23 protein-coding genes are annotated in these 25288 nt (G+C 61.5%); 16 read left to right on the top strand and 7 right to left on the bottom strand.

Annotated elements, in window-relative coordinates:
- Positions 1–10: 10 nt before the first annotated feature.
- The 3 genes from lptB to lptC are packed head-to-tail and all read right to left on the bottom strand — an operon-like array spanning position 11 to position 2123.
- Positions 11–796, bottom strand: coding sequence for an LPS export ABC transporter ATP-binding protein (gene lptB, locus K9B32_RS07125; RefSeq protein ID WP_224561302.1), 786 nt, complete (start codon positions 794–796; stop codon positions 11–13).
- A 39-nt stretch (positions 797–835) separates the two neighbouring features.
- Positions 836–1444 carry an LptA/OstA family protein gene (locus K9B32_RS07120; protein WP_193385373.1) on the bottom strand — a complete coding sequence of 203 codons (609 nt, stop codon included), beginning with the start codon at positions 1442–1444 and terminating at the stop codon, positions 836–838.
- A 13-nt stretch (positions 1445–1457) separates the two neighbouring features.
- On the bottom strand, positions 1458–2123 hold the full coding sequence (gene lptC, locus K9B32_RS07115; protein WP_224561226.1) for an LPS export ABC transporter periplasmic protein LptC: 666 nt from the start codon (positions 2121–2123) through the stop codon (positions 1458–1460).
- 212 nt (positions 2124–2335) lie between these two features.
- On the opposite strand from lptC, the gene sppA reads away from it, so the two are divergent.
- The 4 genes from sppA (at position 2336) to K9B32_RS07095 (ending at position 5156) form a co-directional block, all read left to right on the top strand.
- Entirely contained in the window at positions 2336–3286 is a 951-nt protein-coding gene (gene sppA / locus K9B32_RS07110; RefSeq protein ID WP_224561224.1) for a signal peptide peptidase SppA, read from the top strand.
- Positions 3287–3315: 29 nt separating this feature from the next.
- Positions 3316–3615 (top strand): integration host factor subunit beta, encoded by a 300-nt coding sequence (locus K9B32_RS07105; protein ID WP_003544934.1) that lies wholly within the window; start codon positions 3316–3318, stop codon positions 3613–3615.
- A 135-nt stretch (positions 3616–3750) separates the two neighbouring features.
- Positions 3751–4107 carry a DUF1049 domain-containing protein gene (locus K9B32_RS07100; RefSeq protein ID WP_224561222.1) on the top strand — a complete coding sequence of 119 codons (357 nt, stop codon included), beginning with the start codon at positions 3751–3753 and terminating at the stop codon, positions 4105–4107.
- A gap of 143 nt (positions 4108–4250) precedes the next feature.
- A complete protein-coding gene (locus K9B32_RS07095) occupies positions 4251–5156 on the top strand; it encodes a S1C family serine protease (protein ID WP_224561220.1) in 906 nt (301 codons plus the stop codon).
- Between the two features lie 18 nt (positions 5157–5174).
- Here the strand turns inward: K9B32_RS07095 and K9B32_RS07090 are convergent, their stop codons facing one another.
- Together K9B32_RS07090 and K9B32_RS07085 are read right to left on the bottom strand one after the other, a co-directional pair.
- Positions 5175–5648: a GNAT family N-acetyltransferase gene (locus tag K9B32_RS07090; protein WP_224561218.1), complete on the bottom strand. Its 474-nt coding sequence runs from the start codon at positions 5646–5648 to the stop codon at positions 5175–5177.
- Between the two features lie 9 nt (positions 5649–5657).
- Complete coding sequence (locus K9B32_RS07085) at positions 5658–6110, bottom strand: SRPBCC family protein (RefSeq protein ID WP_224561217.1); 453 nt, start codon at positions 6108–6110, stop codon at positions 5658–5660.
- 118 nt (positions 6111–6228) lie between these two features.
- On the opposite strand from K9B32_RS07085, the gene K9B32_RS07080 reads away from it, so the two are divergent.
- From K9B32_RS07080 to K9B32_RS07060, 5 genes are all read left to right on the top strand, one after another.
- Entirely contained in the window at positions 6229–7329 is a 1101-nt protein-coding gene (locus tag K9B32_RS07080) for a class I SAM-dependent methyltransferase (protein ID WP_224561215.1), read from the top strand.
- Positions 7326–8186: a TrmH family RNA methyltransferase gene (locus K9B32_RS07075; protein ID WP_224561214.1), complete on the top strand. Its 861-nt coding sequence runs from the start codon at positions 7326–7328 to the stop codon at positions 8184–8186. The genes K9B32_RS07080 and K9B32_RS07075 overlap by 4 nt, the downstream gene beginning before the upstream one ends.
- Positions 8183–8686 carry a signal peptidase II gene (lspA, locus tag K9B32_RS07070; protein WP_224561212.1) on the top strand — a complete coding sequence of 168 codons (504 nt, stop codon included), beginning with the start codon at positions 8183–8185 and terminating at the stop codon, positions 8684–8686. The genes K9B32_RS07075 and lspA overlap by 4 nt, the downstream gene beginning before the upstream one ends.
- A 55-nt stretch (positions 8687–8741) precedes the next feature.
- Positions 8742–11012, top strand: coding sequence for a hybrid sensor histidine kinase/response regulator (locus tag K9B32_RS07065; protein WP_224561210.1), 2271 nt, complete (start codon positions 8742–8744; stop codon positions 11010–11012).
- A gap of 110 nt (positions 11013–11122) precedes the next feature.
- Positions 11123–11998 carry a GNAT family N-acetyltransferase gene (locus K9B32_RS07060; protein ID WP_224561209.1) on the top strand — a complete coding sequence of 292 codons (876 nt, stop codon included), beginning with the start codon at positions 11123–11125 and terminating at the stop codon, positions 11996–11998.
- Between the two features lie 54 nt (positions 11999–12052).
- Here the strand turns inward: K9B32_RS07060 and K9B32_RS07055 are convergent, their stop codons facing one another.
- Positions 12053–14335: an NADP-dependent malic enzyme gene (locus K9B32_RS07055; RefSeq protein WP_224561208.1), complete on the bottom strand. Its 2283-nt coding sequence runs from the start codon at positions 14333–14335 to the stop codon at positions 12053–12055.
- Positions 14336–14446: 111 nt separating this feature from the next.
- On the opposite strand from K9B32_RS07055, the gene mutS reads away from it, so the two are divergent.
- The 4 genes from mutS to murJ all read left to right on the top strand — a co-directional run bounded on the left by mutS (position 14447) and on the right by murJ (position 22064).
- Positions 14447–17179 carry a DNA mismatch repair protein MutS gene (gene mutS, locus K9B32_RS07050; RefSeq protein WP_224561206.1) on the top strand — a complete coding sequence of 911 codons (2733 nt, stop codon included), beginning with the start codon at positions 14447–14449 and terminating at the stop codon, positions 17177–17179.
- Positions 17180–17182: 3 nt separating this feature from the next.
- Positions 17183–17458 carry a hypothetical protein gene (locus K9B32_RS07045; RefSeq protein WP_224561199.1) on the top strand — a complete coding sequence of 92 codons (276 nt, stop codon included), beginning with the start codon at positions 17183–17185 and terminating at the stop codon, positions 17456–17458.
- A gap of 105 nt (positions 17459–17563) precedes the next feature.
- Complete coding sequence (locus tag K9B32_RS07040) at positions 17564–20473, top strand: [protein-PII] uridylyltransferase (protein ID WP_224561193.1); 2910 nt, start codon at positions 17564–17566, stop codon at positions 20471–20473.
- A 10-nt stretch (positions 20474–20483) separates the two neighbouring features.
- Complete coding sequence (gene murJ, locus K9B32_RS07035) at positions 20484–22064, top strand: murein biosynthesis integral membrane protein MurJ (protein WP_224561191.1); 1581 nt, start codon at positions 20484–20486, stop codon at positions 22062–22064.
- A 12-nt stretch (positions 22065–22076) separates the two neighbouring features.
- Here murJ and K9B32_RS07030 read toward each other — a convergent pair whose 3' ends face one another.
- Complete coding sequence (locus K9B32_RS07030; protein WP_224561181.1) at positions 22077–22502, bottom strand: YcbK family protein; 426 nt, start codon at positions 22500–22502, stop codon at positions 22077–22079.
- A 684-nt stretch (positions 22503–23186) separates the two neighbouring features.
- Between K9B32_RS07030 and K9B32_RS07025 the strand changes: the two genes are divergently transcribed.
- The 3 genes from K9B32_RS07025 to K9B32_RS07015 all read left to right on the top strand — a co-directional run bounded on the left by K9B32_RS07025 (position 23187) and on the right by K9B32_RS07015 (position 25271).
- Complete coding sequence (locus K9B32_RS07025; protein WP_224561180.1) at positions 23187–23582, top strand: VOC family protein; 396 nt, start codon at positions 23187–23189, stop codon at positions 23580–23582.
- 97 nt (positions 23583–23679) lie between these two features.
- Entirely contained in the window at positions 23680–24744 is a 1065-nt protein-coding gene (trpS, locus tag K9B32_RS07020; protein ID WP_224561178.1) for a tryptophan--tRNA ligase, read from the top strand.
- A 101-nt stretch (positions 24745–24845) separates the two neighbouring features.
- Positions 24846–25271, top strand: coding sequence for a cupin domain-containing protein (locus K9B32_RS07015; RefSeq protein ID WP_224561177.1), 426 nt, complete (start codon positions 24846–24848; stop codon positions 25269–25271).
- Positions 25272–25288: the final 17 nt, after the last annotated feature.

Genomic DNA, 25288 nt, shown 5'->3' with positions numbered 1-25288 from the left:
CCGGAGCGCGTCAAAGGCTGAAATTGTCGCCCAGGTACAGGCGGCGCACTTCCGGATTGTTGACGATGTCGTTGGCACGACCATGCGTCAGGACTTCGCCAGCATGGATGATATAAGCGCGGTCGATCAGCCCCAGCGTCTCGCGCACATTGTGGTCGGTGATCAACACACCGATACCGCGCGCCGTCAGATGATGAACGAGATGCTGGATGTCGGCGACGGAGATCGGATCGACGCCCGCGAACGGCTCGTCAAGCAGCATGAATGTCGGATCTGTCGCCAGCGCACGGGCGATTTCGAGGCGGCGACGCTCGCCGCCGGAAAGCGACACGGCCGCGCTTTTGCGCAGCTTACGAATGTGAAACTCATCGAGCAACTCGTCGAGCTTCTTTTCGCGCGCAGCCTTATCGTTGATATGCACCTCCAGAACGGCGCGAATATTCTCTTCGACGGTCAATCCCCGGAAGATCGACGCTTCCTGCGGCAGGTAGCCAACGCCCAGCCGCGAGCGGCGATACATCGGCATCGTCGTAACCTCATTGCCGTCGATCTCGATCGTGCCCTCGTCAACGGGCACAAGCCCGGTGATCATATAGAAGCAGGTCGTCTTGCCGGCGCCGTTCGGACCCAGCAGGCCAACGGCCTCGCCGCGTCGAACGACCAGCGACACGCCGTTCACGACACGCCGGGTGCTATAGGTCTTGGTCAGACCGCGCGCAATCAGCGTGCCCTGGTAACGGCTGTTGTCACCGGCGGGGGTCTCTGCAGCCACTTGGAGCCCGGACTTGCCGAACATGGTCGATAGCGAGAATAACTTCACGTGGTAAGGCCGGGGTCAGTTCTGTTTCTGTGACTTCGGATCAAGCTGAATCTGGACGCGCCCCCCGCAGCTGTCCAACTGTGCCTGTCCCGTCTCCATGTGCACCGTCAATTGGCAACCCGTAAAGACGTTCGGTCCATCGGTAAGGATCACCTTATCGCCCTTGAGGATGAAAAGCTGCTTGGCCATGTCGAAGGAACCATTATCGGCCGTGGCTGTCTGCGTGCCTGAGTTCAGGAACACCTTGTCCGTCACGATGATGTGATCGATATCGGCGTTGCCCGATGATATCGAGGCCGAAGCGGTTTTGGCGCCATCCGCCGGGGCCGCATTCGCGTCGCCGCCCTTCGGCTTGTAATAGACCGTCATATGTCCGGCCTGCAGTGTCGTCTTACCCTGCACCACCTTCACATTGCCCGTGAAATCGGCCGTGTGCTCCTGATCGTGGATCTCCAGCTTGTCGCTCTCGATCTGAATCGGCTCGTCACTGTTCAGCTTCAAGCCGTCCATCTGACTGGTCGTTGCCTGCGCCAGGGCGCCCCCGGCCAACAGCAGCAGCGCCACCGCGCCACTGAGAAATACTGCTCCCGCCTTGCGGGTAGAAATGCGACAATCGTTTGTCATGGTGACCCGGCTGTTAAGTGCCCTGTTTGTGAATAGCGGACGGATCGACATTCATGCGTACATTCCCCTCGAATGTGATCGTCTGCCCCTTATCCGTCATCTTGATCGAGCGTGCAACAATAGACGCGCCATCTTTCTGAATACTTACGGGATCCTCGCTCGTGAGCTTCCCGCCCTTAATGTCGACCTTGGCGCTCTGGAAGTTGGCTGTCAGCCCGTTGCTCAAAAGGATGGCAAAGGGTGATTTGACATCGAGATTATCGGTCGAACGGTCGTAATCTGCAGCCGTTGCTTCGACGCGGGCAATGAGATCGTCCTTCATCGGTACCGCAGCCTTGATGTTCTCCAGCGTCATCAGGTTGGGATTCTTGATATCCTGAAGCGCCCGTTCGGCCAGCATCGAATAGTTGATCCCATTCGAATTGCGGCCGGAGATTGCGGGCTTCTCCATCACCACCTTGCCGTTCTCGATCTTTGCACCCTCGATCTTGATGTTCTCCGGCAGATAGGTGCGGACCACGGAAACACCAATAAAGACCAACGACACCACAACGGCAGCGATCGGAAGTATGATCTTCAGGCGGCGCACACGCGCGGAATGGAAGCGCGCAGCACCATAGGCGCTTCGCTCCGGCTTCACATAGTCAGCCTTTCCGCTGGTGTTCAAAGTGTTGAGCATAAACAAGGTCCGTATCGGTGATCAGGCGACGTATATAGGCATTGTCGCGCTCGATCACAGTTCGTTTCGCATTATTACACTGACTTGCCAATATGGATTTTTTTCTGCAACAAGCAAGAAAGGCGCCGACGCGTGGTAAATCAACGTGTCCGAACGGCGCTCGAGCCCTAGATTTATGGGATCGCGCGTGCTCGCCGCCCCTGGAGGAATGAATGGACAGTTCGATGATCGCCGATCGCCGCAGGCTTCGCCGAAAGGTCGGTTTCTGGCGCGTCGTTGCGGTATTATTGCTTGTAGCACTGGGTTTTGCCGCCTATCGGGCATTCGTCGGCGACATCGCAACCCGCCGGCCGCACGTCGCCCATGTGACCATTTCCGGGCTGATCACCGATGATGACGAACTCCTGGAGCGGCTGAAGAAGATTGAAAAGAACGATGCGGTGAAGGCCGTCGTCGTCTCGATTTCCTCGCCCGGCGGCACCACTTATGGCGGCGAGCGGGTCTTCAAGGCAATCCGCGCCGTTGCCGCCAAGAAGCCTGTCGTATCCGACGTGCGCACGCTGGCTGCTTCCGCCGGCTACATGATCGCGACCGCCGGCGACATGATCATTGCCGGAGACAGTTCGATCACCGGTTCGATCGGGGTGATCTTCCAATATCCGCAGGTTAAGCCGCTACTCGATAAGATCGGCGTTTCGCTGGAAGAAATCAAATCGTCACCGTTGAAGGCCGAACCCTCGCCATTCCATCCGGCAAGCGAAGAGGCCAAGGCGATGATTAACAACATGATCATCGATAGCTATGGCTGGTTCGTCGATCTCGTCGCCGAGCGACGCAAACTGCCACGCGACGAAGTGCAGAAGCTCGCGGACGGCACGATTTTCACCGGCCGTCAGGCGCTCAAGGCAAAGCTGATCGACCAGATTGGCGGGGATGACGAGATCAGGGCCTATCTTGAGACACGCAAGGTCAGCAAGAGCCTGCCTGAGGTCGATTGGGACAAGAAGAGCAGCACACCCTTCCTGCTCGCAGACAGCGCGTCTCAGATCCTGACACTGCTTGGCTACGACGATCTTGCCAAGGCTCGCGATCTCGGCGGAATCCTGCCTCAAAAGTTGCTCCTTGACGGGCTCCTTTCAGTTTGGCAGGTTGGCCATGACTGATAAGAAATCAATAATTTAAGGGGGCGAAAGTGATCAAGTCCGAACTGGTGCAGATAGTTGCAGCCCGCAACCCCCATCTTTACCATCGCGACGTCGAGAATATCGTCAACGCGGTGCTCGATGAGATCACCGACGCGCTCGCCGCGGGTAACCGCGTCGAGCTGCGCGGATTCGGTGCGTTCTCGGTAAAAAATCGCCCGTCCCGCTCCGGCCGCAACCCGCGCACCGGTGATACCGTTTTCGTCGAGGAGAAGTGGGTTCCCTTCTTCAAAACCGGCAAGGAGCTTCGCGAGCGCCTCAATCCGGGACAGGCCGACGAAGAGGATTGATCCCTCTTATACATGGCTGCTACATGGCTGCCTGCGGCAACCCCGCACTTGAACTTGGCCCTCGGCCCATTATCCTGCTGATCAGAGCAAAGCGCCGCGCCAAAGACGGCGCGCGTTGAAATACGGAGGCCGAGCATGGCGAAAAAGATCACTAACCTATTGATTTTTCTGCCACTTGGAATCATCCTGATCGTCTTTTGCGTCGCCAACAGGCAGGTCGTGACGCTCGCCTTCAATCCCTTCCTGCCGGAAGACCGAGTGCTCTCGCTGTCGGCGCCATTCTTCGTGTTCATCTTCATCGCGCTGATCATCGGTATGGTCGTCGGCTCGGCGGCCACCTGGCTGAACCAGGGCAAATACCGTAAGCGTGCTCGCACCGAGGCCAAGGAAGCCGTTCGCTGGCAGGCCGAGGCGGATCGCCACAAGAACCGCGCCGAGGAAATTGTCGGGCAGCTGCCTCGCGGTGACGCGCTCGCCAGGGCCGAAGGCTAGAGCGCAGGCTGAAATTCCGGGGGCGCAAACACTTGCAGCCACAGACCCACCTCCATAGCTATATAAGAAAATAGGCCCCACTGCACATCTGCCAGGCACAGTCGTTTCGCGACACACGCGCCGCGCCTTGCGAGGATGAGACCATGAGTATCGACGAAGTCCTGCGGTCAGTTGTGGCCGTTCGCTCCTCAATTCCGGAAGATGCCTTTACAGCCGGCACGCTCGGCACACGCCGGGAAGGCAGCGGCGTCGTCATCAGGGAGCCCGGACTGGTCCTCACCATCGGCTACCTGATCACCGAGGCCGAGGAAGTGTGGCTGACCACGCTTGACGGGCGTGTCATCGCAGCCCATCCGCTCGCCTATGACCAGGAGACCGGGTTCGGCCTGCTTCAGGCGCTGGGCGATCTCGGCCTGCCGGCATTGGAATTCGGCGATGGCACCGGAGCCAGCCTCGGCGACCCCGTTGTGCTGGCAGACGGCATCGGCCAGTTCGTGGAAGCCAGGATCGTGGCAAAGCAGGAGTTCGCCGGCTATTGGGAATATCTGCTTGAGGAGGCGATCTTCACGACACCCGCGCATCCCTCCTGGGGAGGCGCGGCACTCATTGACGCCGAGGGCAAGTTGCTTGGGATCGGTTCACTGCGCCTGCAGATGAGCCAGAACGACGAGGTCGCCGATATCAACATGATCGTACCGATCAACCTGCTTCCGCCAATTCTCGACGATCTGATGACCCGCGGCCGCGTGAACAAGCCGCCGCGACCGTGGCTCGGAGCCTTCTCCGCGGAAAGCAATGGCGATGTGGTCGTGATGAGCGTGGCCGAGGGAAGCCCGGCGGCTGACGCCGGCTTGCGGCGGGGCGACATCATTTCCGAGATCCGCGATGGCGAAGTTGATGGACTCGCCGATTTCTATCGCAAAGTCTGGAGCAGCGGACCCGCGGGCGCGGAAATCCCCATGCGAGTTCTGCGCGATGGCCGCGAGGCGTGGCTGCGCATCAGGTCCGCCGATCGCAACGCGTTCCTCAAGAAGCCGCAGCTGCAGTAGGGTCGGCGAAGGCCGATTCTACCCACCCGGATAAAAACTCATCTCCTCGTAGTCGCCTTCCGCTGATGTGCCTGATCCCGTAACGACGAACCCCTTGGAACGATAGAAGGCCTTCGCGCGGCCGTTCTTCACCAAGCATTTCAAACGATACTTGTTGTGCGGCCAATCCGGCAGCGCCCTAAGCAGCGCGGCACCAGCACCCTGCCCCTGCCAGGATTTGCTGACATAGAGCATGTGAATGAAATCGTCCGGCGGCCATAGCGTCATGAAGCCCGCAGTCTCCCCATTCGGGGCCTCCGCAAGCCACAGATGTTCGCCTTGCGTGTGGGCTTGGAAATCTTCGTGGCGGAAGCTTGAGGGATCGACCCACACGAAGGTTTCACGACGTACGGCCAGATAAATGCCGGCTAGTGTTTCCAAGTCCGACTGGCGGGGCGATCTGATGGTCCACTTTACGGATTGCGGCTGCGTCTGAATGGAGAAATCTGTCAATTTGGACCCTTACTCTGCGGCCTTGGCGCTGACGGCAGTGTTGAAACTGGAAAAGAACTGCTGCGCCAGCTTCGTCGATGTCGAATCGATCAATCGCGCGCCTAGCTGTGCGATCTTGCCACCGACTTGGGCTTTTGCTTCGTACTGCAAGATAGTTTCGCCACCGTCGTCCTTCAGCACGACGTCAGCTCCGCCCTTGGCGAAACCGGCAATACCGCCTTTGCCCTCGCCCGAGATCGTATAGCTTTCCGGCGCCTTGATGTTGGATAGCAAGACCTCGCCGTTGAACGTTGCCGAAACCGGACCGATTTTGACCTTCACCACCGTTGTCAGCTCGGTCGGAGATTTCATCTCCAGGCTCTGACAGCCCGGAATGCACTGCTTCAATATCTCAGGGTCGTTGAGCGCTGCCCATACGACATCCCGGGGTGCGGTGATCCGTTCTTCGCCGGTCAAGTCCATCCGAAATCCTCCCATTTCGACCTGCCTCAATTTATCACAGCCGGAAAGCGCTTTGCCAAGGTGAAACGGAATGCTATTTGCACGAGCTCTATCGAATTGAAGCACGCGGAAGATCACGTTGAGACAGAAAGAACGCCGGCCGGGGCAGAAATCCTCCGCCGGCCCCTCCGGCGGGCGCCGCACCGACGATCGTGGCCAGCGACCGACAAAGCCTGCAGCCAAGCCTGCGCCGGCTCGTGAAAAGGTGCGTGAACCGGCCTCGGTGCCGACGGCGATCGAGCGACCGCTGATGGAGCGCACCGGCGAGCGTCCGGCCGAGCGCGTGCCCGTCATTCTCGAATCCCTTGGCGCAGGCGACTTTCATCTCATCGACAGCGGCAATGGCGAGAAGCTGGAGCAATACGGCCCCTACAGGATCGTACGCCCTGAAGGCCAGGCGTTGTGGCAGCCGTCCTTGCCAAAGCAGGCCTGGGAAAAGGTCAATGCCGTCTTCACCGGCGATACCGACGAGGAAGGCACCGGGCGCTGGCGCTTTCCCAAGGAAGCGCTCGGCGAGACCTGGCCACTCAATCTGCTCGGCGTAGACTTCCTCGGCCGCTTCACCTCCTTCCGGCATGTTGGCGTCTTTCCGGAGCAGATCGTCCACTGGACCTGGATGAAGCAGCAGGTCGAAGCCGCCGGACGACCGCTAAAGGTGCTGAACCTCTTCGGCTACACTGGCGTCGCCTCGCTGGTTGCGGCGGCAGCGGGCGCAGAGGTTACCCATGTCGATGCGTCGAAGAAGGCAATCGGCTGGGCGCGCGAAAACCAGGCGCTGAGCCGGCTTGAGAAGGCGCCGATCCGCTGGATCTGCGAAGATGCGATGAAGTTCATCCAGCGCGAAGAACGCCGCGGCAACAGCTACGACATCATCCTCACCGACCCGCCGAAATTCGGCCGTGGGCCGAATGGCGAAGTCTGGCATCTGTTCGAGCATTTGCCTGTCATGCTCGATATCTGCCGCGAAATCCTGTCGCCCAAGGCGGTCGGGCTGGTGCTGACCGCCTATTCGATCCGCGCGAGCTTCTATTCGATCCATGAGCTGATGCGCGAGACGATGCGCGGTGCCGGCGGCGTTGTCGAGTCAGGCGAGCTCGTCATTCGCGAGGCCGGTCTGGACGGCAAGGCGCCGGGACGCGCGCTCTCCACCTCCCTTTTCTCCCGCTGGGTGCCGAAATGAGCCATGAACACAAGGGCCACGGCCCGCATAAAGTCGGGCACGTGAAAGAGGTCACCTCACTCGCCAATCCCATCATCAAGGATATCAAGGCGCTCAGCGACAAGAAGACGCGCGAGCAAAGCGGCACCTTCATGGCCGAAGGGCTGAAGCTGGTGATCGATGCCATCGAACTCGGCTGGACGATCCGCACGCTGGTTTACGCCAAGGCCGCCAAAGGCAAGCCGCTTGTCGAGCAGATGGCGGCAAAGACCGTCGCTTCGGGCGGACTGGTGCTCGAGGTCAGCGAAAAGGTGATCTCCTCGATCACCCGCCGTGACAATCCGCAGATGGTCGTCGGCATCTTCGAAAGCCGCTGGAAGCCACTGCGCGAAATCCATCCGAAGCCGGGTGAAACCTGGATCGCTCTCGATCGCGTGCGCGATCCCGGCAATCTCGGCACGATCATCCGCACGGCCGACGCCACCGGCGCCTCCGGCGTCATCCTCGTCGGCGAGACGACCGATCCCTTCTCGCTCGAAACGGTGCGCGCCACCATGGGCTCGGTGTTTGCCGTTCCCGTTGCGCGCGCCACGCCTGAAGAATTCATTGCCTGGAAGAAGCACGCCGGCGTTTCCGTCGTCGCGACGCACCTCGCTGGGTCGGTCGATTACCGCACGATCGACTACAAGAAGAAGCCGGTGGTGATCCTGATGGGCAACGAGCAATCCGGTCTGCCGGAGCATCTTGCCAAGGAAGCCGATGCGCTTGCCCGCATTCCGCAGCAGGGCCGCGCCGACTCGCTTAATCTTGCCGTCGCGAGCGCCGTCATGCTGTTCGAGGCACGCCGCCATCTCCTCTCACTCGACGAGGCCAAATGACCGAACAGACGCTAGAACGACCGACCCTGTTTGCCCGGCCCCTGCCGATCCTGATCTTCATCATCATCGCCGTCGTGCTCGACCAGATCGTCAAGATCGTCGTCGACCATACGCTACCGCTGCAGGAGCCGGTGCATCTCATCCCGATGCTGGCCCTCTACCGGACCTACAACCTCGGCGTCGCCTTCTCGATGCTGTCGGGCATGGACAGCTGGTTTATCGTCGGCATGCGCCTGATCATCGTCGCTTTCGTCATCTGGCTCTGGAACCGCACCGACAAGCAACGCACCTTCGCCCATCTCGGTTATGCGCTGATCATCGCCGGCGCGCTCGGCAACCTGGTCGATCGCTTCCTCTACGGCCACGTGATCGACTACATCCTGTTTCACACGGAGACATGGTCGTTCGCCGTCTTCAACCTGGCCGACAGTTTCATCACAATCGGCGCGGGATGCGTGATTCTAGACGAGCTGATACAACCTAAAAACGCAAACCGCTAAAATCTTAGCGGTTTGCTGAAGGCATTTAGAACCGCCGTTATGCTATCCCGGAACCATGCATGGTCTCGGTCAATTGCACGAAAGACTTGCCGCCGCGTTCCGGCGGCTTACCGCTCATCGCGACGGCGAGCGGATTTCGGACGCTGTTGCTTATCAAACCGAGGTCGTTTCTCCGCCACTCCAACGTGAGCGCTTGGGCCGCAAGCTGCTGTCATGGTGGTTGGGCGGCCTTGGAACGATTGCCGGCTCTGCCGTTGTCGTCGCGGCACAGGCGGGCGGTCCACTGCTGCTTTCGATCAGCCTCGGCGCCGCTGCGCTTTCCGCTACAGTCCTTCTCGCAATCCTTTCGACTGCCAGGCAGAGAACCGCGCGGAAACACCCCACCGGCGTCTCATCCACATGGAGCCAGGGTGCGGCGCTCTTCGCCGATATCCATGATGCACTTGGAGACATTACCGTCACGCGCAACATGGACCGGCGTATCGTCGGCGCCAACGAGGCGTTTCGCCGGCTGACCGGCAGGCTCAATCCAGAGGGACTGACCTGTGAGGAGATCGGGATCGCCTTTCGTCCCGGCCCGGCACCGCATCGCTTCGAGGTGGAGATCTCGACGCCCGAAGGCCAGCGTATCTACTTCTGGCGTGACGTCGTTACCCGCGACCCTGGCGATGGACGATTGCTGCTGCAGAGCATCGCCCGCGACGTGACCGAAGAGCGGCTGACCGCGCAAGCCCGCGAGGAGGCCCGGCAGAAGGCCGAATACAACAGCGCTGCCAAGTCGCGCCTGCTTGCCACCGTCAGCCATGAAATCCGCACGCCGCTTTCAGGCATCCTCGGCATGACGCATCTGCTGACCGAAACCCGACTGACGCAGGAACAGCAGAATTATCTCACAGGCATCCGCCAATCCGGCTTTGCTTTAACGCAGCTCGTCGAGGACCTGCTCGACTTCTCGACCATCGAAGTCGGTCGCTTTCAACTGCGGCCGCGAGCCGAATCGCTGCGCAAGCTGCTCGAGAGCGTCGTCGAAATGCTCGCCCATCGCGCCCATGAAAAAGGTATCGAGATCGGCGCCACTGTTTCCTCCGACCTGCCCGAATTGATGAGCTTCGATCCAGCGCGCCTGCGTCAGGTGTTGTTCAACGTCATCGGCAACGCCGTGAAATTCACGCAGGCAGGCGGTGTTTTCGTGCGGGCATCGCTGCAGGGCAACGATGCGCTGATCAGCGTCACCGACACCGGGCCTGGCATGACCGAGGAGGAACAGAACCGCATTTTCGGTGAGTTCGAGCAGGGCGGAACGCCGATCGAGAAGAGCGCCGGGACGGGTCTTGGCCTCTCGATTTCCGCCCGCATCATGCGCGAGTTCGGCGGCTCGCTTACGGTCGCCAGCGAGAGAGGAACCGGCAGCGAGTTCAGCATCCGCTTTCCGATCGACATTCCAGAGGAAAGCCGCGGCAGCCGCAACGGCGTGCTGGCCGGCAGCGTCGTTCTGCTGCTGGCGCCTACCGGCGCGGCGCGCATGGCGATATCAGAGACGATCGCAACACTCGGCGGCGATTGTCACCTCGTCACCGACGGCGCGAGTGCACATGCGATGCTGCTTTCGATGGCCTCTCTCGGTCGCCGGCCAACCGACATCATCGTCGACCACCGCATGTCGGCGGAGTTTGCCGAGCACCTGGCCGACCGAACCGAGATCGCGGCATTGGGACTGCGCAAGATCTTCTTGGTCAACCCCGAAGAGCGAAACGCCCATGCACTCGACCTGTTCGACGCCTGGCTGATCCGGCCGCTGCGAGAGCAATCGCTGATCGATGTGCTGCGTGGCCGGATGCGCGGCATGGAGAAGCGCGATGCGCTCAACGACAACCAACCCGGATTTAGCGTCTCCATCCCCGAAGCAGGAATCCAGAGCGGGTTGCGGATTCTGCTGGCGGAAGACGATCCGATCAACGCGATGCTCATCCGTGCCATGCTCGAAAAGGCCGGCCATACCGTCGAGCACGTCGAACATTTCGAGATGCTTCTCGACCGTGCCCTGTCAGAGGGAAGTGTGCGCCCCGATATCGTCATCAGCGATCTTTCCATGCCCGGCGGCGACGGCATCGATATGCTTGGCCGGCTACGCGGCCATGAGCGCCGGCTTGATGTTCCGCCCGTCCCGATCATTGTGCTGACCGCCGACAAGCGCGACGAATCCCGTAGACAAGTCTTGCTGAATGGTGCAAACCGCGTCATGGTAAAGCCGGTTGACCCGATAAGGTTGCTGACGGAAGTCCAAGCTGTTGCTGCGCTTTCGGCCCGCCGCGCGGAAGCGCGGTAAGCCATCAAACAACCGGCACACTTCTTGCGTGTGGCGACTGTATGATGTCACTTTCCTGTCGCATATAAGTGTTTTATGGCGTGTCAAAAGCCGGCAACGGGAGAATCGCCATGCCAGTAGACGCCCTCAACTGTGACGCCGTCGCCGACATCCATCGGCCGTCTGGCACGCTTGCACCGAAGGAAGGCGACATTCTTGGCCGCATCGGCAGTCTTGAGACCCGCCTTGCCCGCACGGCCAGCGAGATCGATGCTGCCCAGGCCATCCGCTTCCGCGTCTTCGTCGACGAAATGGGTGCACAGCTTTCGCCGGAAGCCATGCGCCGCGGGCGCGATTTCGATTCCTACGACGCATTCTGCGACCATTTGCTCGTGCTCGATCGCTCGATCGAGGGCGACAGCGAGGATCAGATCGTCGGCACTTATCGCCTGCTGCGACAGGAAGTCGCCATGGCGAATGGTGGCTTTTACTCGGCTTCGGAATTCGCGATCGACGAGCTGCTTGCCCGCCACCCGGATAAGCGGTTCATGGAGCTCGGCCGCTCCTGTGTGCTGCCCGACTACCGCACCAAGCGCACGGTCGAGCTTCTGTGGCAGGGCAACTGGGCCTATGCGCTGAAGCATGGCATGAGCGCCATGTTCGGCTGCGCCTCCTTCCCGGGCATCCACCCGGAAAGCCATGCTCTGGCGCTGTCCTTCCTGCATCACAACGTCGCCGCCAAGGATGAGTGGGCCGTCACCGCCCTTCCACACCTTGCCCGTGACATGGATCTGATGCCCTCGGAGGCGGTGAACCCGAAGCGGGCGCTGATGGCCCTGCCGCCGCTGATCAAGGGCTATCTGCGTCTCGGCGCCGTGGTCGGTTCGGCCGCCGTGGTCGACGAGGCCTTCAACACGACGGACGTTTTGATCGTCCTACCGATCGCCAGCATTTCCGATCGTTACCTGAACTACTACGGCGCCGACGCCGGACGGTTCGCGAGCTGATTTTCCACCGATATAACGACGGAGCGGGAGCATGCCTCCCGCTCCGTTTCTATTTCACGATCCAGCGTAGGCCGCGATTGCGGCCATGTTGACGATGTCGGAATCCTTCGCGCCCATCGAGGTGATCTGAACCGCCTTGTCGAGGCCGACGAGAATCGGGCCGATGACGGTCGAGCCGCCAAGTTCCTGCAGCATCTTCGTGGAGATCGAGGCCGAGTGGAAGGCCGGCATGACCAGCACGTTGGCGGGTCCCGACAGACGGCAGAATGGGTATTGCTCCATCACCTTGCGATTCAGCGCCACGTCGGCCGCCATCTCGCCGTCATACTCGAAATCGACGCGTCGCTTGTCGAGGATCTTCACAGCCTCGCGCACACGCTCGGAGCGCTCACCCGAGGGATGGCCGAAGGTCGAATAGGCAAGCATCGCGACACGCGGCTGATAGCCCATGCGGCGTGCGAAGCCAGCGGCTTCCACGGCGATATCCGCCAGTTCCTCGGCATTCGGCATGTCGTGAACCGCCGTATCGGCGACGAAAACGGTGCGGCCGCGGCAGAGCGCGATAGAGACACCGATGACGCGGTGGCCGGGCTTCATGTCGATGCAGCGGCGCACGTCTTCGAGCGCCGTCGAATAGTTGCGGGTGATGCCGGTAACCATCCCGTCGGCGTCGCCCAGCGCCACCATGCATGCGGCGAAGTGGTTGCGGTCCTGATGGATCAGGCGCTGGGCATCGCGGTGCAGGTAACCTTTGCGCTGCAGGCGCGCATAGAGGTAGTCGATATAGGCTTCGACACGGGTTGAAATGCGCGCATTGACGATTTCCAGTCCCGGCCGATTGAGATCGATGCCGGCGCGTTCGGCGGTCGCGTGAATCAGGTCCTCACGGCCAAGCAGGATCGCCGTACCGAGCTGCTGGTTGGCATAGGACATTGCCGCACGCATGACCTGCTCTTCTTCAGCCTCGGCAAAGACCACCCGTTTCGGACGGCGACGAACGCGCTCGTAGAGGCTCGCCAGCGTTGAGGCGATGGGATCGCGGCGGGCAGAAAGCTCGCGGGAATAGGCCGCCATGTCGGTAATCGGCTTGCGGGCGACGCCGCTATCAATTGCGGCCTGCGCCACCGCGACCGGGATCGCCGAAATTAGGCGCGGATCGAACGGCACGGGAATGATGTACTGCGCGCCGAAACGCGGACGATTGCCCTGATAGGCGGCAACGACATCGTCCGGCACGTCTTCGCGCGCAAGGTTTGCCAGGGCCTGGACGGCAGCGATCTTCATCGCGTCGTTGATGGTGGTGGCGCGAACGTCCAGCGCGCCACGGAAGATATAGGGGAAGCCCAGGACGTTGTTGACCTGGTTCGGATAGTCGGACCGGCCGGTTGCCATGATGGCGTCGTCGCGGACGCGGGCGACCTCTTCGGGGGTAATCTCAGGATCGGGGTTGGCCATGGCGAAAATGATCGGGCGGTCGGCCATCGAGCGGATCATCTTGTCGGAGAAGGCGCCCTTCTGCGAGAGGCCGAAGACGACATCCGCGCCCTTCATCGCTTCTTCGAGCGTGCGCGCCTTGGTCTTGACCGCATGCGCCGACTTCCACTGGTTCATGCCTTCGGTGCGGCCCTGGTAGATCACGCCCTTGGTGTCGCAAAGGACGATATTTTCGGGCGCGAAGCCCATGGCCTTGATCAGCTCGACGCAGGCGATCGCTGCTGCACCCGCGCCGTTGCAGACGAGCTTCGTCGTCTTCACGTCGCGACCGGTCAATTCCAGCGCGTTGATGAGACCGGCGGCGGCAATGATCGCCGTGCCGTGCTGGTCGTCGTGAAAGACCGGAATGTCCATCAGCTCTCGCAGGCGCTGCTCGATGATGAAACAGTCGGGCGCCTTGATGTCTTCGAGGTTGATGCCGCCGAACGAAGGCCCGAGAAAACGGACGCAGTTGATGAACTCGTCGACGTTCTCGGTGTCGACTTCCAGGTCGATGGAATCGACGTCGGCGAAGCGCTTGAAGAGCACCGACTTGCCCTCCATCACCGGCTTCGAGGCCAGCGCGCCGAGATTGCCAAGACCGAGGATTGCCGTACCGTTGGAGATCACCGCGACCATGTTGCCACGCGTCGTGTAGTCGTAGGCGGTAGCGGGATCGGCGGCGATTGCCTTCACCGGAACGGCAACGCCGGGCGAATAGGCGAGCGACAGATCGCGCTGCGTTGCCATCGGCTTCGTGGCGTTGATCTCCAGCTTTCCGGGTCGCCCCATGGCGTGAAACTCAAGAGCCTCGTTGTCGGTCACTGATGTAACCGGCCGCTGCTTCTTCTCGGTATCGGGCATTTTTCCTCCAACGTCTTGTGGGTGACGCCTTGCTCTTCCTCAATCGCGGTTGTCATCTATAGCCGCGGGCGGCTAGGGTTGGCACCTCTTTTTTGGAAAAAATGCATCTCCGTGAACGAACGAATAGACACTGGACTAGAAGCCTTTTCGGCTGCCGAGCTGGCCACGGAAGAAAGCCGTGCCTCGGCAACGCCGATGATGGAGCAATTCATCGAGATCAAGGCCAACAACCCTGACTCGTTGCTGTTTTATCGCATGGGCGATTTCTACGAGCTGTTCTTCGAGGATGCGCTGGAAGCCTCCCGCGCGCTCGGCATCACGCTGACCAAGCGCGGCCAGCATATGGGGCAGGATATTCCGATGTGCGGCGTGCCGGTGCATGCAGCCGACGACTACCTGCAGAAGCTGATCGGGCTCGGCTTTCGTGTCGCCGTCTGCGAGCAGGTTGAAGATCCCGCCGAAGCCAAGAAGCGTGGCTCCAAATCGGTGGTGAAACGCGACGTCATCCGGCTTGTGACGCCGGGTACGATCACCGAGGAAAAGCTGCTTTCGCCGTCGGAATCGAACTATCTGATGGCACTTACCCGGATTCGCGGCGCATCCGAGCCCGTGCTGGCACTTGCCTGGATCGACATCTCGACCGGGATTTTCCGGCTGGCCGAGACCGAAAGCTCGCGGCTGCTTGCCGATATCCTGCGCATCGATCCACGCGAACTGATCGTGCCGGACACGATCTTTCACGATCCCGAGCTGAAGCCGGTCTTCGATGTGCTCGGTCGCACGGCCGTTCCGCAGCCGGCCGTCCTGTTCGACAGTGCCACTGGCGAAGGGCGGATCGCACGTTATTTCAATGTTTCGACGCTCGATGGCTTCGGCACCTTCTCGCGCGCCGAGCTCGCCGCGGCAGCGGCAGCCGTGGCCTATGTCGAGAAGACGCAAATCGCCGAACGGCCGCCACTCGGGCGCCCGGAGCGCGAGAGCGCCGCTTCGACGCTCTTCATCGATCCCGCGACCCGCGCCAATCTCGAACTTGCCCGCACGCTCTCCGGCGACCGCCATGGCTCGCTGTTAAAGGCAATCGATCGCACCGTAACCGGCGGCGGAGCGCGGCTGCTCGCCGAGCGGCTGATGTCGCCGCTGACCGACCCCGCGCGCATTAATGAGCGGCTGGATTCGATCGGCTTCCTGATGGAGGAGCCGTCGCTGTGTGGCGACCTGCGGCACCACCTCAAGCATGTACCCGATATGCCGCGCGCGCTCTCGCGCCTTGCGCTCGACCGTGGCGGGCCGCGCGACCTTGCCGCCATCCGACAGGGCTTGAGTGCTGCGGGCGATCTCGCCCGATTGCTGGCCGAAGCGCTGCTGCCGGAAGAGCTAAAGCTTGCGCTTACGAGCCTCCAGGCCCTCCCCGCCGGTCTCGCAGCGCTGCTTTCCGAAACGCTTGGCGACGAGTTGCCGCTGCTGAAGCGCGACGGCGGCTTTCTGCGCGACGGCGCCAATGCCGAACTCGACGAGGTCCGGGCGCTACGCGACCAGTCGCGCCGCGTCATCGCCGGGCTGCAGCTGCAATATGCCGAGGAAACCGGCATCAAGTCGCTGAAGATCAAGCACAACAATATCCTCGGCTACTTTATCGAGGTTACCGCCGGCAATGCCGGGCCGATGACCGATACGCCGGAGGCGAAAGGCCGTTTCATCCACCGCCAGACGATGGCAAACGCGATGCGGTTTACCACGACCGAGCTTGCCGACCTAGAAAGCCGGATTGCCAACGCCGCCGACAAGGCGCTTGCCATCGAACTCGCGGCCTTCGATCACATGACGGAAGCCGTCGTTGCCGAGGCGGACGCAATCAAGGCAGGCGCCCGCGCGCTTGCCGTCATCGACGTCGCGGCGGGCCTCGCGCGTCTTGCCGATGAACAGGCCTATTGCCGGCCGCTGGTCGATGCCTCGAAGATGTTTGCGATCGAGGGCGGACGCCACCCGGTCGTCGAGCAGGCGCTGCGGCGGCAATCGTCGGGCCCGTTCGTCGCCAACAATTGCGACCTGTCGCCGGTCGCCGACGGCAAGGATGGCGCGATCTGGCTGCTGACCGGTCCGAACATGGGCGGTAAATCGACCTTCCTGCGCCAGAACGCGCTGATTGCGATCCTCGCGCAGATGGGCTCCTTCGTGCCGGCGACGTCCGCCCATATCGGCATCGTCGACCGGCTGTTCTCGCGCGTCGGTGCCTCCGACGATCTCGCGCGCGGCCGCTCGACGTTCATGGTCGAAATGGTCGAGACGGCGGCGATCCTCAACCAGGCGACCGACCGCTCGCTGGTCATTCTCGACGAAATCGGCCGCGGCACGGCCACCTTCGACGGCCTGTCGATCGCCTGGGCCGCTGTCGAGCACCTGCACGAGGCAAACCGCTGCCGTGGTCTCTTCGCGACCCACTTCCACGAACTGACCGTGCTGTCCGAAAAGCTTGCGCGGCTATCGAATGCGACGATGCGGGTGAAGGAATGGGACGGCGATGTGATCTTCCTGCACGAGGTCGGCCCCGGCGCTGCCGACCGCTCCTATGGCATCCAGGTCGCCCGGCTTGCCGGCCTGCCGGCCTCTGTGGTGGCGCGCGCCCGGGACGTGCTGACGCGCCTCGAGGACGCCGATCGCAAGAACCCGGCAAGCCAGCTGATCGACGATCTACCGCTGTTTCAGGTGGCGGTGCGCCGCGAGGATGCCAACCGCGGCCCCTCGAAGGTGGAGGAAGCGCTGAAGGGCATGAGCCTCGACGACATGACCCCGCGCGAAGCGATGGACGCGCTTTACGAACTCAAGAAGAAGCTGAAGCAGGGCTAGCCGATGTTCATGGACCGGCTGTTCAACGAGACTCAGAGGCTTGCGGCGATCTTCAGCGCGATCGAAGCATTGCGGCTTGCCGACGAGCGCGGCACTCCGCGCGGCTGGGCCTCGCCCTTTGGCTTGCTCCAGATCATCCGCTGCTGCGCCAGGATTCTGGAACTCTCCTCGTGCGTTGCCAAAGCCGGGTACCGCGAATGCGACCGCGAGACGCTGGAGGCGATCTCCAGCGAGACCCGTCAGGTGCTCTATTCCGTACAGGCGCAGGTGGTAGCCTGATTGCCGCACGCGGGCGGTTTCGGGCATGGCAACACCTTTTCGCCAAAATTAAAGGTTCTGCAGTATGAAAGCCCGTGTCATCGGCGGGCAAAGAGGCTATAGCGCATGCAGACGAAACGAGAGGCACAGCAGGAAGCGGCTGCGCCGCGCGAACAGGAAGCCGCCTTGCGCATGGCGACGACGAACGACATCGATTTCTCCGATATCCTCGACACCGACTGTCTCTTGAAGATGTGTGACGCCGTTGCCGAGGCCAACAAGACGCGGCCTGACGTCATGCGGTCCGATCTGCTAGCAATCCTCAAGAAGGCGAGCAGCGAGGGACGCCAGAAGGCGCGCGCGCTGCTCTCGGCCGACGGCAGCGGCATCAATTGCGCCCGCCGCATCTCCTGGCTGCAGGACCAGATCATCACGGTTCTCTACGAATTCGTCTGCGCCCACGTCTTCCCGCAGCAGAAGGACAAGTTCGCCGTCACCGCCGTCGGTGGCTATGGCCGCGACACGCTGGCGCCGGGCTCCGACATCGACTTGCTGTTCCTCTTCCAGCCGAAGCCGGTCGAGGAGACACATAAGGCCGTCGAATTCATGCTTTATGTGCTCTGGGACATGGGCTTCAAGGTCGGCCATGCCACACGCACGATTGAAGAATGCATCGCGCTGTCGAAGTCCGATATGACGATCCGCACGGCGATCCTCGAAATGCGTTACATCTGCGGCCAGCGCGCGCTGGAAACCCAGCTCGCGACGCGCTTCGACAAGGAAATCGTCACCGGCACCGGCCCGGAGTTCATCGCTGCCAAGCTTGCCGAACGTGACGAACGGCACCGCAAGGCCGGCGACACGCGCTATCTGGTCGAGCCCAACGTCAAGGAGGGCAAGGGTGGCCTGCGTGACCTGCATACGCTCTTCTGGATCTCGAAATACTACTACCATGTCCGCGACACGGCCGAACTCGTGCCGCTCGGCGTTCTCTCGAAGCACGAGTACCACCTTTTCCAGAAGGCGGACGACTTCCTCTGGGCGGTGCGCTGCCACATGCATTTCCTGACGGGGAAAGCCGAGGAACGGCTGTCCTTCGATATTCAGCGCGAGATCGCCGAGGCACTCGGATATCATTCGCGACCCGGCCTCTCCGCCGTCGAGCGCTTCATGAAACACTACTTCCTTGTCGCCAAGGATGTCGGCGACCTGACGCGCATTCTGTGCGCGGCGCTCGAAGATCAGCAGGCGAAGTCGACGCCAGGTCTGACCGGCGTCATCAGCCGCTTTGCGCATCGCAGCCGCAAGATCGCCGGCAGCACGGAGTTCGTCGAGGATCGCGGCCGTATCGCTCTTGCCAGCCCCGATGTCTTCAAGCGCGACGCGATCAGCATCATCCGCCTGTTCCATGTCGCCGACATCAATGGCCTGGAATTCCATCCCGATGCGCTGAAGCGCGTCACCCGCTCCCTCAGCCTGATCGACAATAACCTGCGCGAAAACGACGAGGCAAACCGCCTTTTCATGTCGATCCTGACCTCTAAACGCGATCCTGCGCTGATCCTGCGGCGCATGAACGAGGCCGGCGTGCTCGGCCGCTTCATCCCGGAATTCGGCAAGATCGTCGCGATGATGCAGTTCAACATGTATCACCACTATACGGTGGACGAGCATCTGATCCGCACCGTCGACGTGCTGTCGGAGATCGACAAGGGCAAGGCCGACGATCTGCATCCACTCGCCAACAAGCTGATGCCCGGCATCGAGGACCGCGAGGCGCTTTACGTCGCAGTCCTGCTGCACGACATTGCCAAGGGCCGCCAGGAAGACCATTCGATCGCCGGCGCCCGTGTCGCCCGCAAGCTCTGCGCCCGCTTCGGCCTTTCGCAGAAGCAGACGGAGATCGTCGTCTGGCTGATTGAGGAACATCTGGCGATGTCGATGGTCGCGCAGACACGCGACCTCACCGACCGCAAGACGATCACCGACTTCGCCGATGTCGTGCAATCGCTCGACCGGCTGAAGATGCTGCTGATCCTGACGATCTGCGACATCCGCGCTGTCGGACCCGGGGTCTGGAACGGCTGGAAGGGCCAGTTGCTGCGTACGCTCTACTATGAAACGGAACTGCTGCTTGCCGGCGGCTTCTCGGAGGTTTCGCGCAAGGAGCGCGCCAATTTCGCGGCCGAAGCGCTCTACAATGCGCTCGCCGATTGGAGCCAGAAGGATCGCAAGATCTACAGCAAGCTGCACTATCAGCCCTATCTGCTCTCCGTTCCGCTGGAAGACCAGGTTCGACATGCCGGCTTCATCCGCCAGGCGGACAAGGCCGGCCAGGCGCTGGCAACGATGGTGCGGACCGACAGTTTCCACGCGATCACCGAAATCACCGTGTTGTCGCCCGACCATCCGCGCCTCTTGGCCGTCATCGCCGGCGCTTGTGCCGCGGCGGGTGCCAACATCGTCGATGCGCAGATCTTCACGACCTCGGATGGCCGCGCCCTCGATACGATCCATGTCAGTCGCGAGTTCAAGGACGATGCCGACGAGCTGCGCCGTGCCGGCACCATCGGGCGGATGATCGAGGACGTGCTTTCCGGCCGCAAGCGGCTACCGGAAGTGATTGCGACGCGGACCAAGAACCGCAAGAAGAGCAAGGCCTTCGTCATCCCGCCGTCGGTCAATATCTCCAACAGCCTGTCGAACAAGTTCACGGTCATCGAGGTCGAATGCCTCGACCGGCCGGGCCTGCTGTCGGAAATCACGGCGGTTCTCTCGGATCTTTCGCTCGACATTCAATCGGCCCGGATCACCACCTTCGGCGAGAAGGTCATCGATACCTTCTACGTGACCGACCTTGTCGGCCAGAAGATCTCGGGCGACAGCAAGCGCTCGAATATCACCGCGCGCCTCAAGGCCGTGATGGCCGAAGAACAGGACGAGCTTCGCGAACGCATGCCCTCCGGCATTATCGCGCAACCGACTCCGGTCCGGGCCGCGACGCAGACGGAAAAGAAGGCGGATTCGCCCGCATGAGCCAAAACGCATGAGCCTCGTCAGAAAATTCGCCACCGTCGGCGGCGCCACCCTCGGCAGCCGCATCTTCGGCTTTGCCCGTGAAACGCTGATGGCAGCGGCCCTTGGCACCGGCCCGATGGCCGACGTCTTCTACGCCGCCTTCCGCTTTCCGAACCTCTTCCGCCGGCTGTTTGCCGAAGGTGCGTTCAACGCCGCCTTCGTGCCGCTGTTTGCCAAGGAGATCGAGGCGAACGGCACGGATGGCGCCAAGCGCTTCTCCGAAGAAGTGTTCGGCGTGCTGTTTTCGGTGCTGCTGCTCATCACCATCGTGATGGAGCTCTGCATGCCGCTGCTGGTGCGCTTCGTCATCGCGCCGGGCTTTGCCGACGATGCGGAAAAATTCTCGATCACCGTGCGCATGGCGGCGGTGATGTTCCCCTATCTCATGTGCATGTCGCTGACGGCGATGATGAGCGGGATGCTGAATTCGCTGCATCATTTCTTCGCGGCGGCCATCGCACCCGTTTTCCTCAACGTGGTGATGATCGGGGCGCTGTTTTATGCGCTCTACACCGGCGCGGAGCCGCTTCAGACCGCCTGGTACCTCTCCTGGGGCGTGCTCGTTGCGGGTATCCTGCAGCTCGTGGTCGTGTATGTCGGTGTTCTGCATGCCGGCATGAGCATCGGGCTTCGCTTCCCCCGCATCACGCCGAACGTCAAGCGGCTGCTCATTCTTGCGGTTCCGGCCGCCGTTACCGGTGGCATTACCCAGATCAATCAGATGATCGGCCAGGCGATCGCTTCATCTCGCGAAGGCGCGATCGCCGCGCTTCAATATGCGGACCGCATCTACCAGCTGCCGCTCGGCGTCGTCGGGGTTGCCGTCGGCGTGGTGCTGCTGCCAGAACTGGCGCGCGCCTTGAGGGGCGGCAGTCTCCGCGAGGCCGCTAATTTGCAGAACCGGTCGATGGAATTCGTGCTGTTCCTGACCATCCCGGCCGCCTTTGCGCTCTGGATCCTCTCCGACGAGATCATCCGCGTGCTGTATGAGCGCGGTGCCTTCCATCAGGAAAACACGGCGATCGTCGGCTCCATCCTCGCCGTTTACGGCATCGGCCTGCCCGCCTTCGTGCTGATCAAGGCGTTGCAGCCGGGCTTCTATGCCCGCGAGGACACCAAGACGCCGATGCGCTTTTCCGCCGTTGCTGTTGGGGTCAACTGCGCGACGGCGCTGACGCTCTTCCCGTTCCTCGGCGCGCCAGGCATTGCGGTTGCGGAAGCGACAGCCGGCTGGATCAGTACTGTGCTTCTCTTCACCACGCTGCTGCGTCGCGGTCACCTCACCTGGGAATGGGCCTTGGCGCGGCGCACGGCGCTGCTCGTCGTATCCGCAGCCATCATGGGCGGCGTGATCATGTATCTGCAACACCGTTGGGAGCCGTGGCTTGCCTCAGGCGCACACTTGGCGACGAAGGTCGGCACACTCGGCCTACTGATCGTCATCGCCATGGCCGTCTATTTCGCAACAGCGTTCCTGATCGGCGGCGCAAACCTCGGCATGATCCGGCGCAACCTGAACCGCAAGCCGGCAGCAAAGGTCGACGGCTAGCGGCGCCACGCTTCAGCAATAGGTCCATCGTCGTTTGGGACCTATGTCCACGTGAACGATGCCATTGCAGTAGCGGCCGATTCCGCCGATGCCTGGTGCCGACGCCGCGATCGCGATGATCGTTCGCTCCGATACGCCGGGGATGCGGATATCGGCGGCCGCGCAATGGCGATGTTGAGAGTGTGATCGCCCGCGCGCCCGAAACCCCGAGGTTACCATCGGACGGCGGCCGGTCTTGGCGGCGATATAGGCGAGAACGCCGCGCAGTTGCGGCGGAAAGCAGTTCGCCTTGACGCTGACGGTCTGCAGAGAATAGGCGAGCGTTTCATTGTGCTTCAGCGGCGGTATTGCAACTCTTCTGACATTCTGGGCGTCGGCACCGTCGAAACACGACAGACAGAACAGGCCGGCGAGCGCGATGGAAAATGCGGATTGCATGGTTCCCTCCCCTCGAAATACGCCGGAGCGGCCGGCGTAGCTTTTGGCGGATGGAACGCTCTCCTCAAAAATGGCCTTTTTGTGAAATTGTTTACCTTCCGTAACGGAAGCATGCCACAATTTACTGCTAATTGATGAATTACCTATACCTCAAAAGAGGTATAAATTTTCGTTCACGTAAATTTGTGAGGAATACTCACAAAAAAATCCGCCTCGAAATTTCCCGGTGGGGTTCCTCCTACAATGAGATCGTCCCGTCACGGATACACTGCAAGGCGTTGCGGCGAGGCGGGACCGGCGCCAGGCGCGGAGGCAGGACGTGAGCTTCCGCATTCGGGGTTCGCAGAAAATGGTTTCCCGCCGAGGACGGCGGCGCGACGCCAATGCTGCGTTGAGTGTCGCTCCGGACGTGCCTGTGTGGCACACAAGGGTGTCGGCGGCGCGCAAGCGTCAACTGGAGTTGCGGGCACCAACCGCTGAACGGGGCGCTGGGAAGCGCCATATGTTCTTTACTCCAGCGAGGCTATTTCCAGCGCCCCGTCCGAGTGACATGCAGGATCAAGCCACGGGCCGCAATGATCGCGCGAAGGTGAAGGCGTCGTGGCGGCCTCGAAGGCAGCAGTCGTCCCCTTGACCGGCCACTCATCCTTGGCGACAACACCACACCACAGATCGGAGCCCACAATGTCCCAATCGCTTTTCCTCGTAACGCTCGTCATCGACGACTACGATCGCGCCAAGGACTTCTACTGCGGTGCGCTCGGCTTCGATTGCCTCCAGGACGATGTTCAGCCGGACGGCAAGCGATGGGTTGTGGTCAAGCCCAAGGGCGAAGACGGCGCGGCATTTCTGCTCGCGCGCGCCGCCAACGATCGGCAAATGGCCGCGATGGGCAACCAGACGGGCGGGCGCGTTGGCTTCTTCCTCAAAACCGATGATTTTGCGCGCGACCATGCGTCGATGCTGGCCAAGGGCGTGCAATTTCTCGAGGGGCCACGGCACGAGGTTTATGGGACGGTCGCCGTGTTTTCGGATCCTTACGGCAACACCTTCGATCTGATCGAACACGCCACAGGCTGAACCCCTTGATTGCCCTGTCTTCCGCGTGCATAAGCGCGCCCGTTAGCAACATGGGTTACAAACCCTGGGGCCCTCCACCAGCCTAATCGAGGACATAATGAGCGAATTCAAGAAAGTCGTTTTCTCCGGCGTCCAGCCGACCGGCAATCTCCATCTCGGCAACTATCTCGGCGCAATCCGCAAATTCGTGGCGCTGCAGGAAGGCAACGACTGCATCTACTGCGTCGTGGATATGCATGCGCTGACGGCGCAGCTCGTCCATGACGACATGCCGAACCAGATCCGTTCGATCGCCGCCGCCTTTATTGCGTCCGGCATCGATCCGGAAAAGCACATCGTTTTCAACCAGTCGGCCGTGCCGCAGCATGCCGAGCTCGCCTGGATCTTCAATTGCGTCGCGCGCCTCGGTTGGATGAACCGCATGACGCAGTTCAAGGACAAGGCCGGCAAGGACCGTGAGCAGGCCTCGCTTGGCCTCTACGCCTATCCGAGCCTGATGGCTGCCGACATTCTCGTTTACCGCGGCACGCATGTCCCGGTCGGCGACGATCAGAAGCAGCACCTTGAACTCGCCCGCGACATCGCCATGAAGTTCAACCTCGACTATGCGCAGCACATCCGCAAGACGGGCTACGGCATCGACATCACCGTCGGCGACGAGCCGGTGCATGCCTATTTCCCGATGGTCGAGCCGCTGATCGATGGCCCGGCGCCACGCGTCATGTCACTTCGCGACGGCACCAAGAAGATGTCGAAGTCGGATCCGTCCGATCTCTCGCGCATCAACCTGATGGACGACGAGGACGCGATCTCGAAGAAGATCCGCAAAGCCAAGACCGATCCGGAAGGCTTGCCCTGCGAAGTCGACGGCCTCAAGGGTCGCCCGGAGGCCGACAACCTAGTCGGCATCTATGCGGCGCTAGCCGACAAGTCGAAGGCGGACGTGCTGTCGGAGTTCGGCGGTCAGCAGTTTTCGGTCTTCAAGCCGGCGCTGGTCGATCTCGCCGTCAACGTGCTCTCGCCGATCACCGCCGAGATGCGCCGCCTGATGTCGGACACCAGCCATATCGACGCGATTCTGCGCAATGGCGGCGAGCGCGCAAGGGCGCGCGCCGAGGTGACGATGAAGGAAGTGCGTGACATCGTCGGCTTCCTGTACTGAAATACGGCCTCACGAGCTTGTCCGGGGCGGTTGTCGCCCCGGACTTGTCGAACCCGGACCTGCAGCGTAATCTTTTGGGAACGGTCCGTCAGGAGGCTTCGATGCGAGATCGCAACCTCATCCAGATCGGCGCCATGGAGATCCGGCTTCTGATCGACGAGGATCAGAGTGCCGGCAGCTTGGTGATGTTCGAATTCACAGTCCCGCCTCAGGCACGTGTCCCGGCCGCTCACTATCACCGCGACGTCGACGAAGTGATCTACGGATTGTCCGGCACAATGACGACGACGCTGGACGGGCGCAAACACGAGATCGCACCGGGGGGCACCCTGTTCATCCCGCGTGGCTATGTCCACGCCCACGAGAACCTGCACGGTGAATCCGCCAAGGCGTTGATCACCATGACACCGGGCTTGATCGGCAGACGCTACTTCGAGGAGATGGCTCTGGCCATCAACGTTCAGGGCAAGCCGGATATCGAGCATGTGAAGGCAATCATGCGCCTTTATGGACTGGTTCCGGCCTGACGCAGACCCAGATAGCG

The organism is Rhizobium sp. 3T7 (assembly GCF_020166565.1).
GTDB lineage: Bacteria > Pseudomonadota > Alphaproteobacteria > Rhizobiales > Rhizobiaceae > Rhizobium.
The sequence above is the reverse complement of the archived record's forward strand: the minus strand, read 5'-3'. Positions and strand labels throughout refer to the sequence as shown.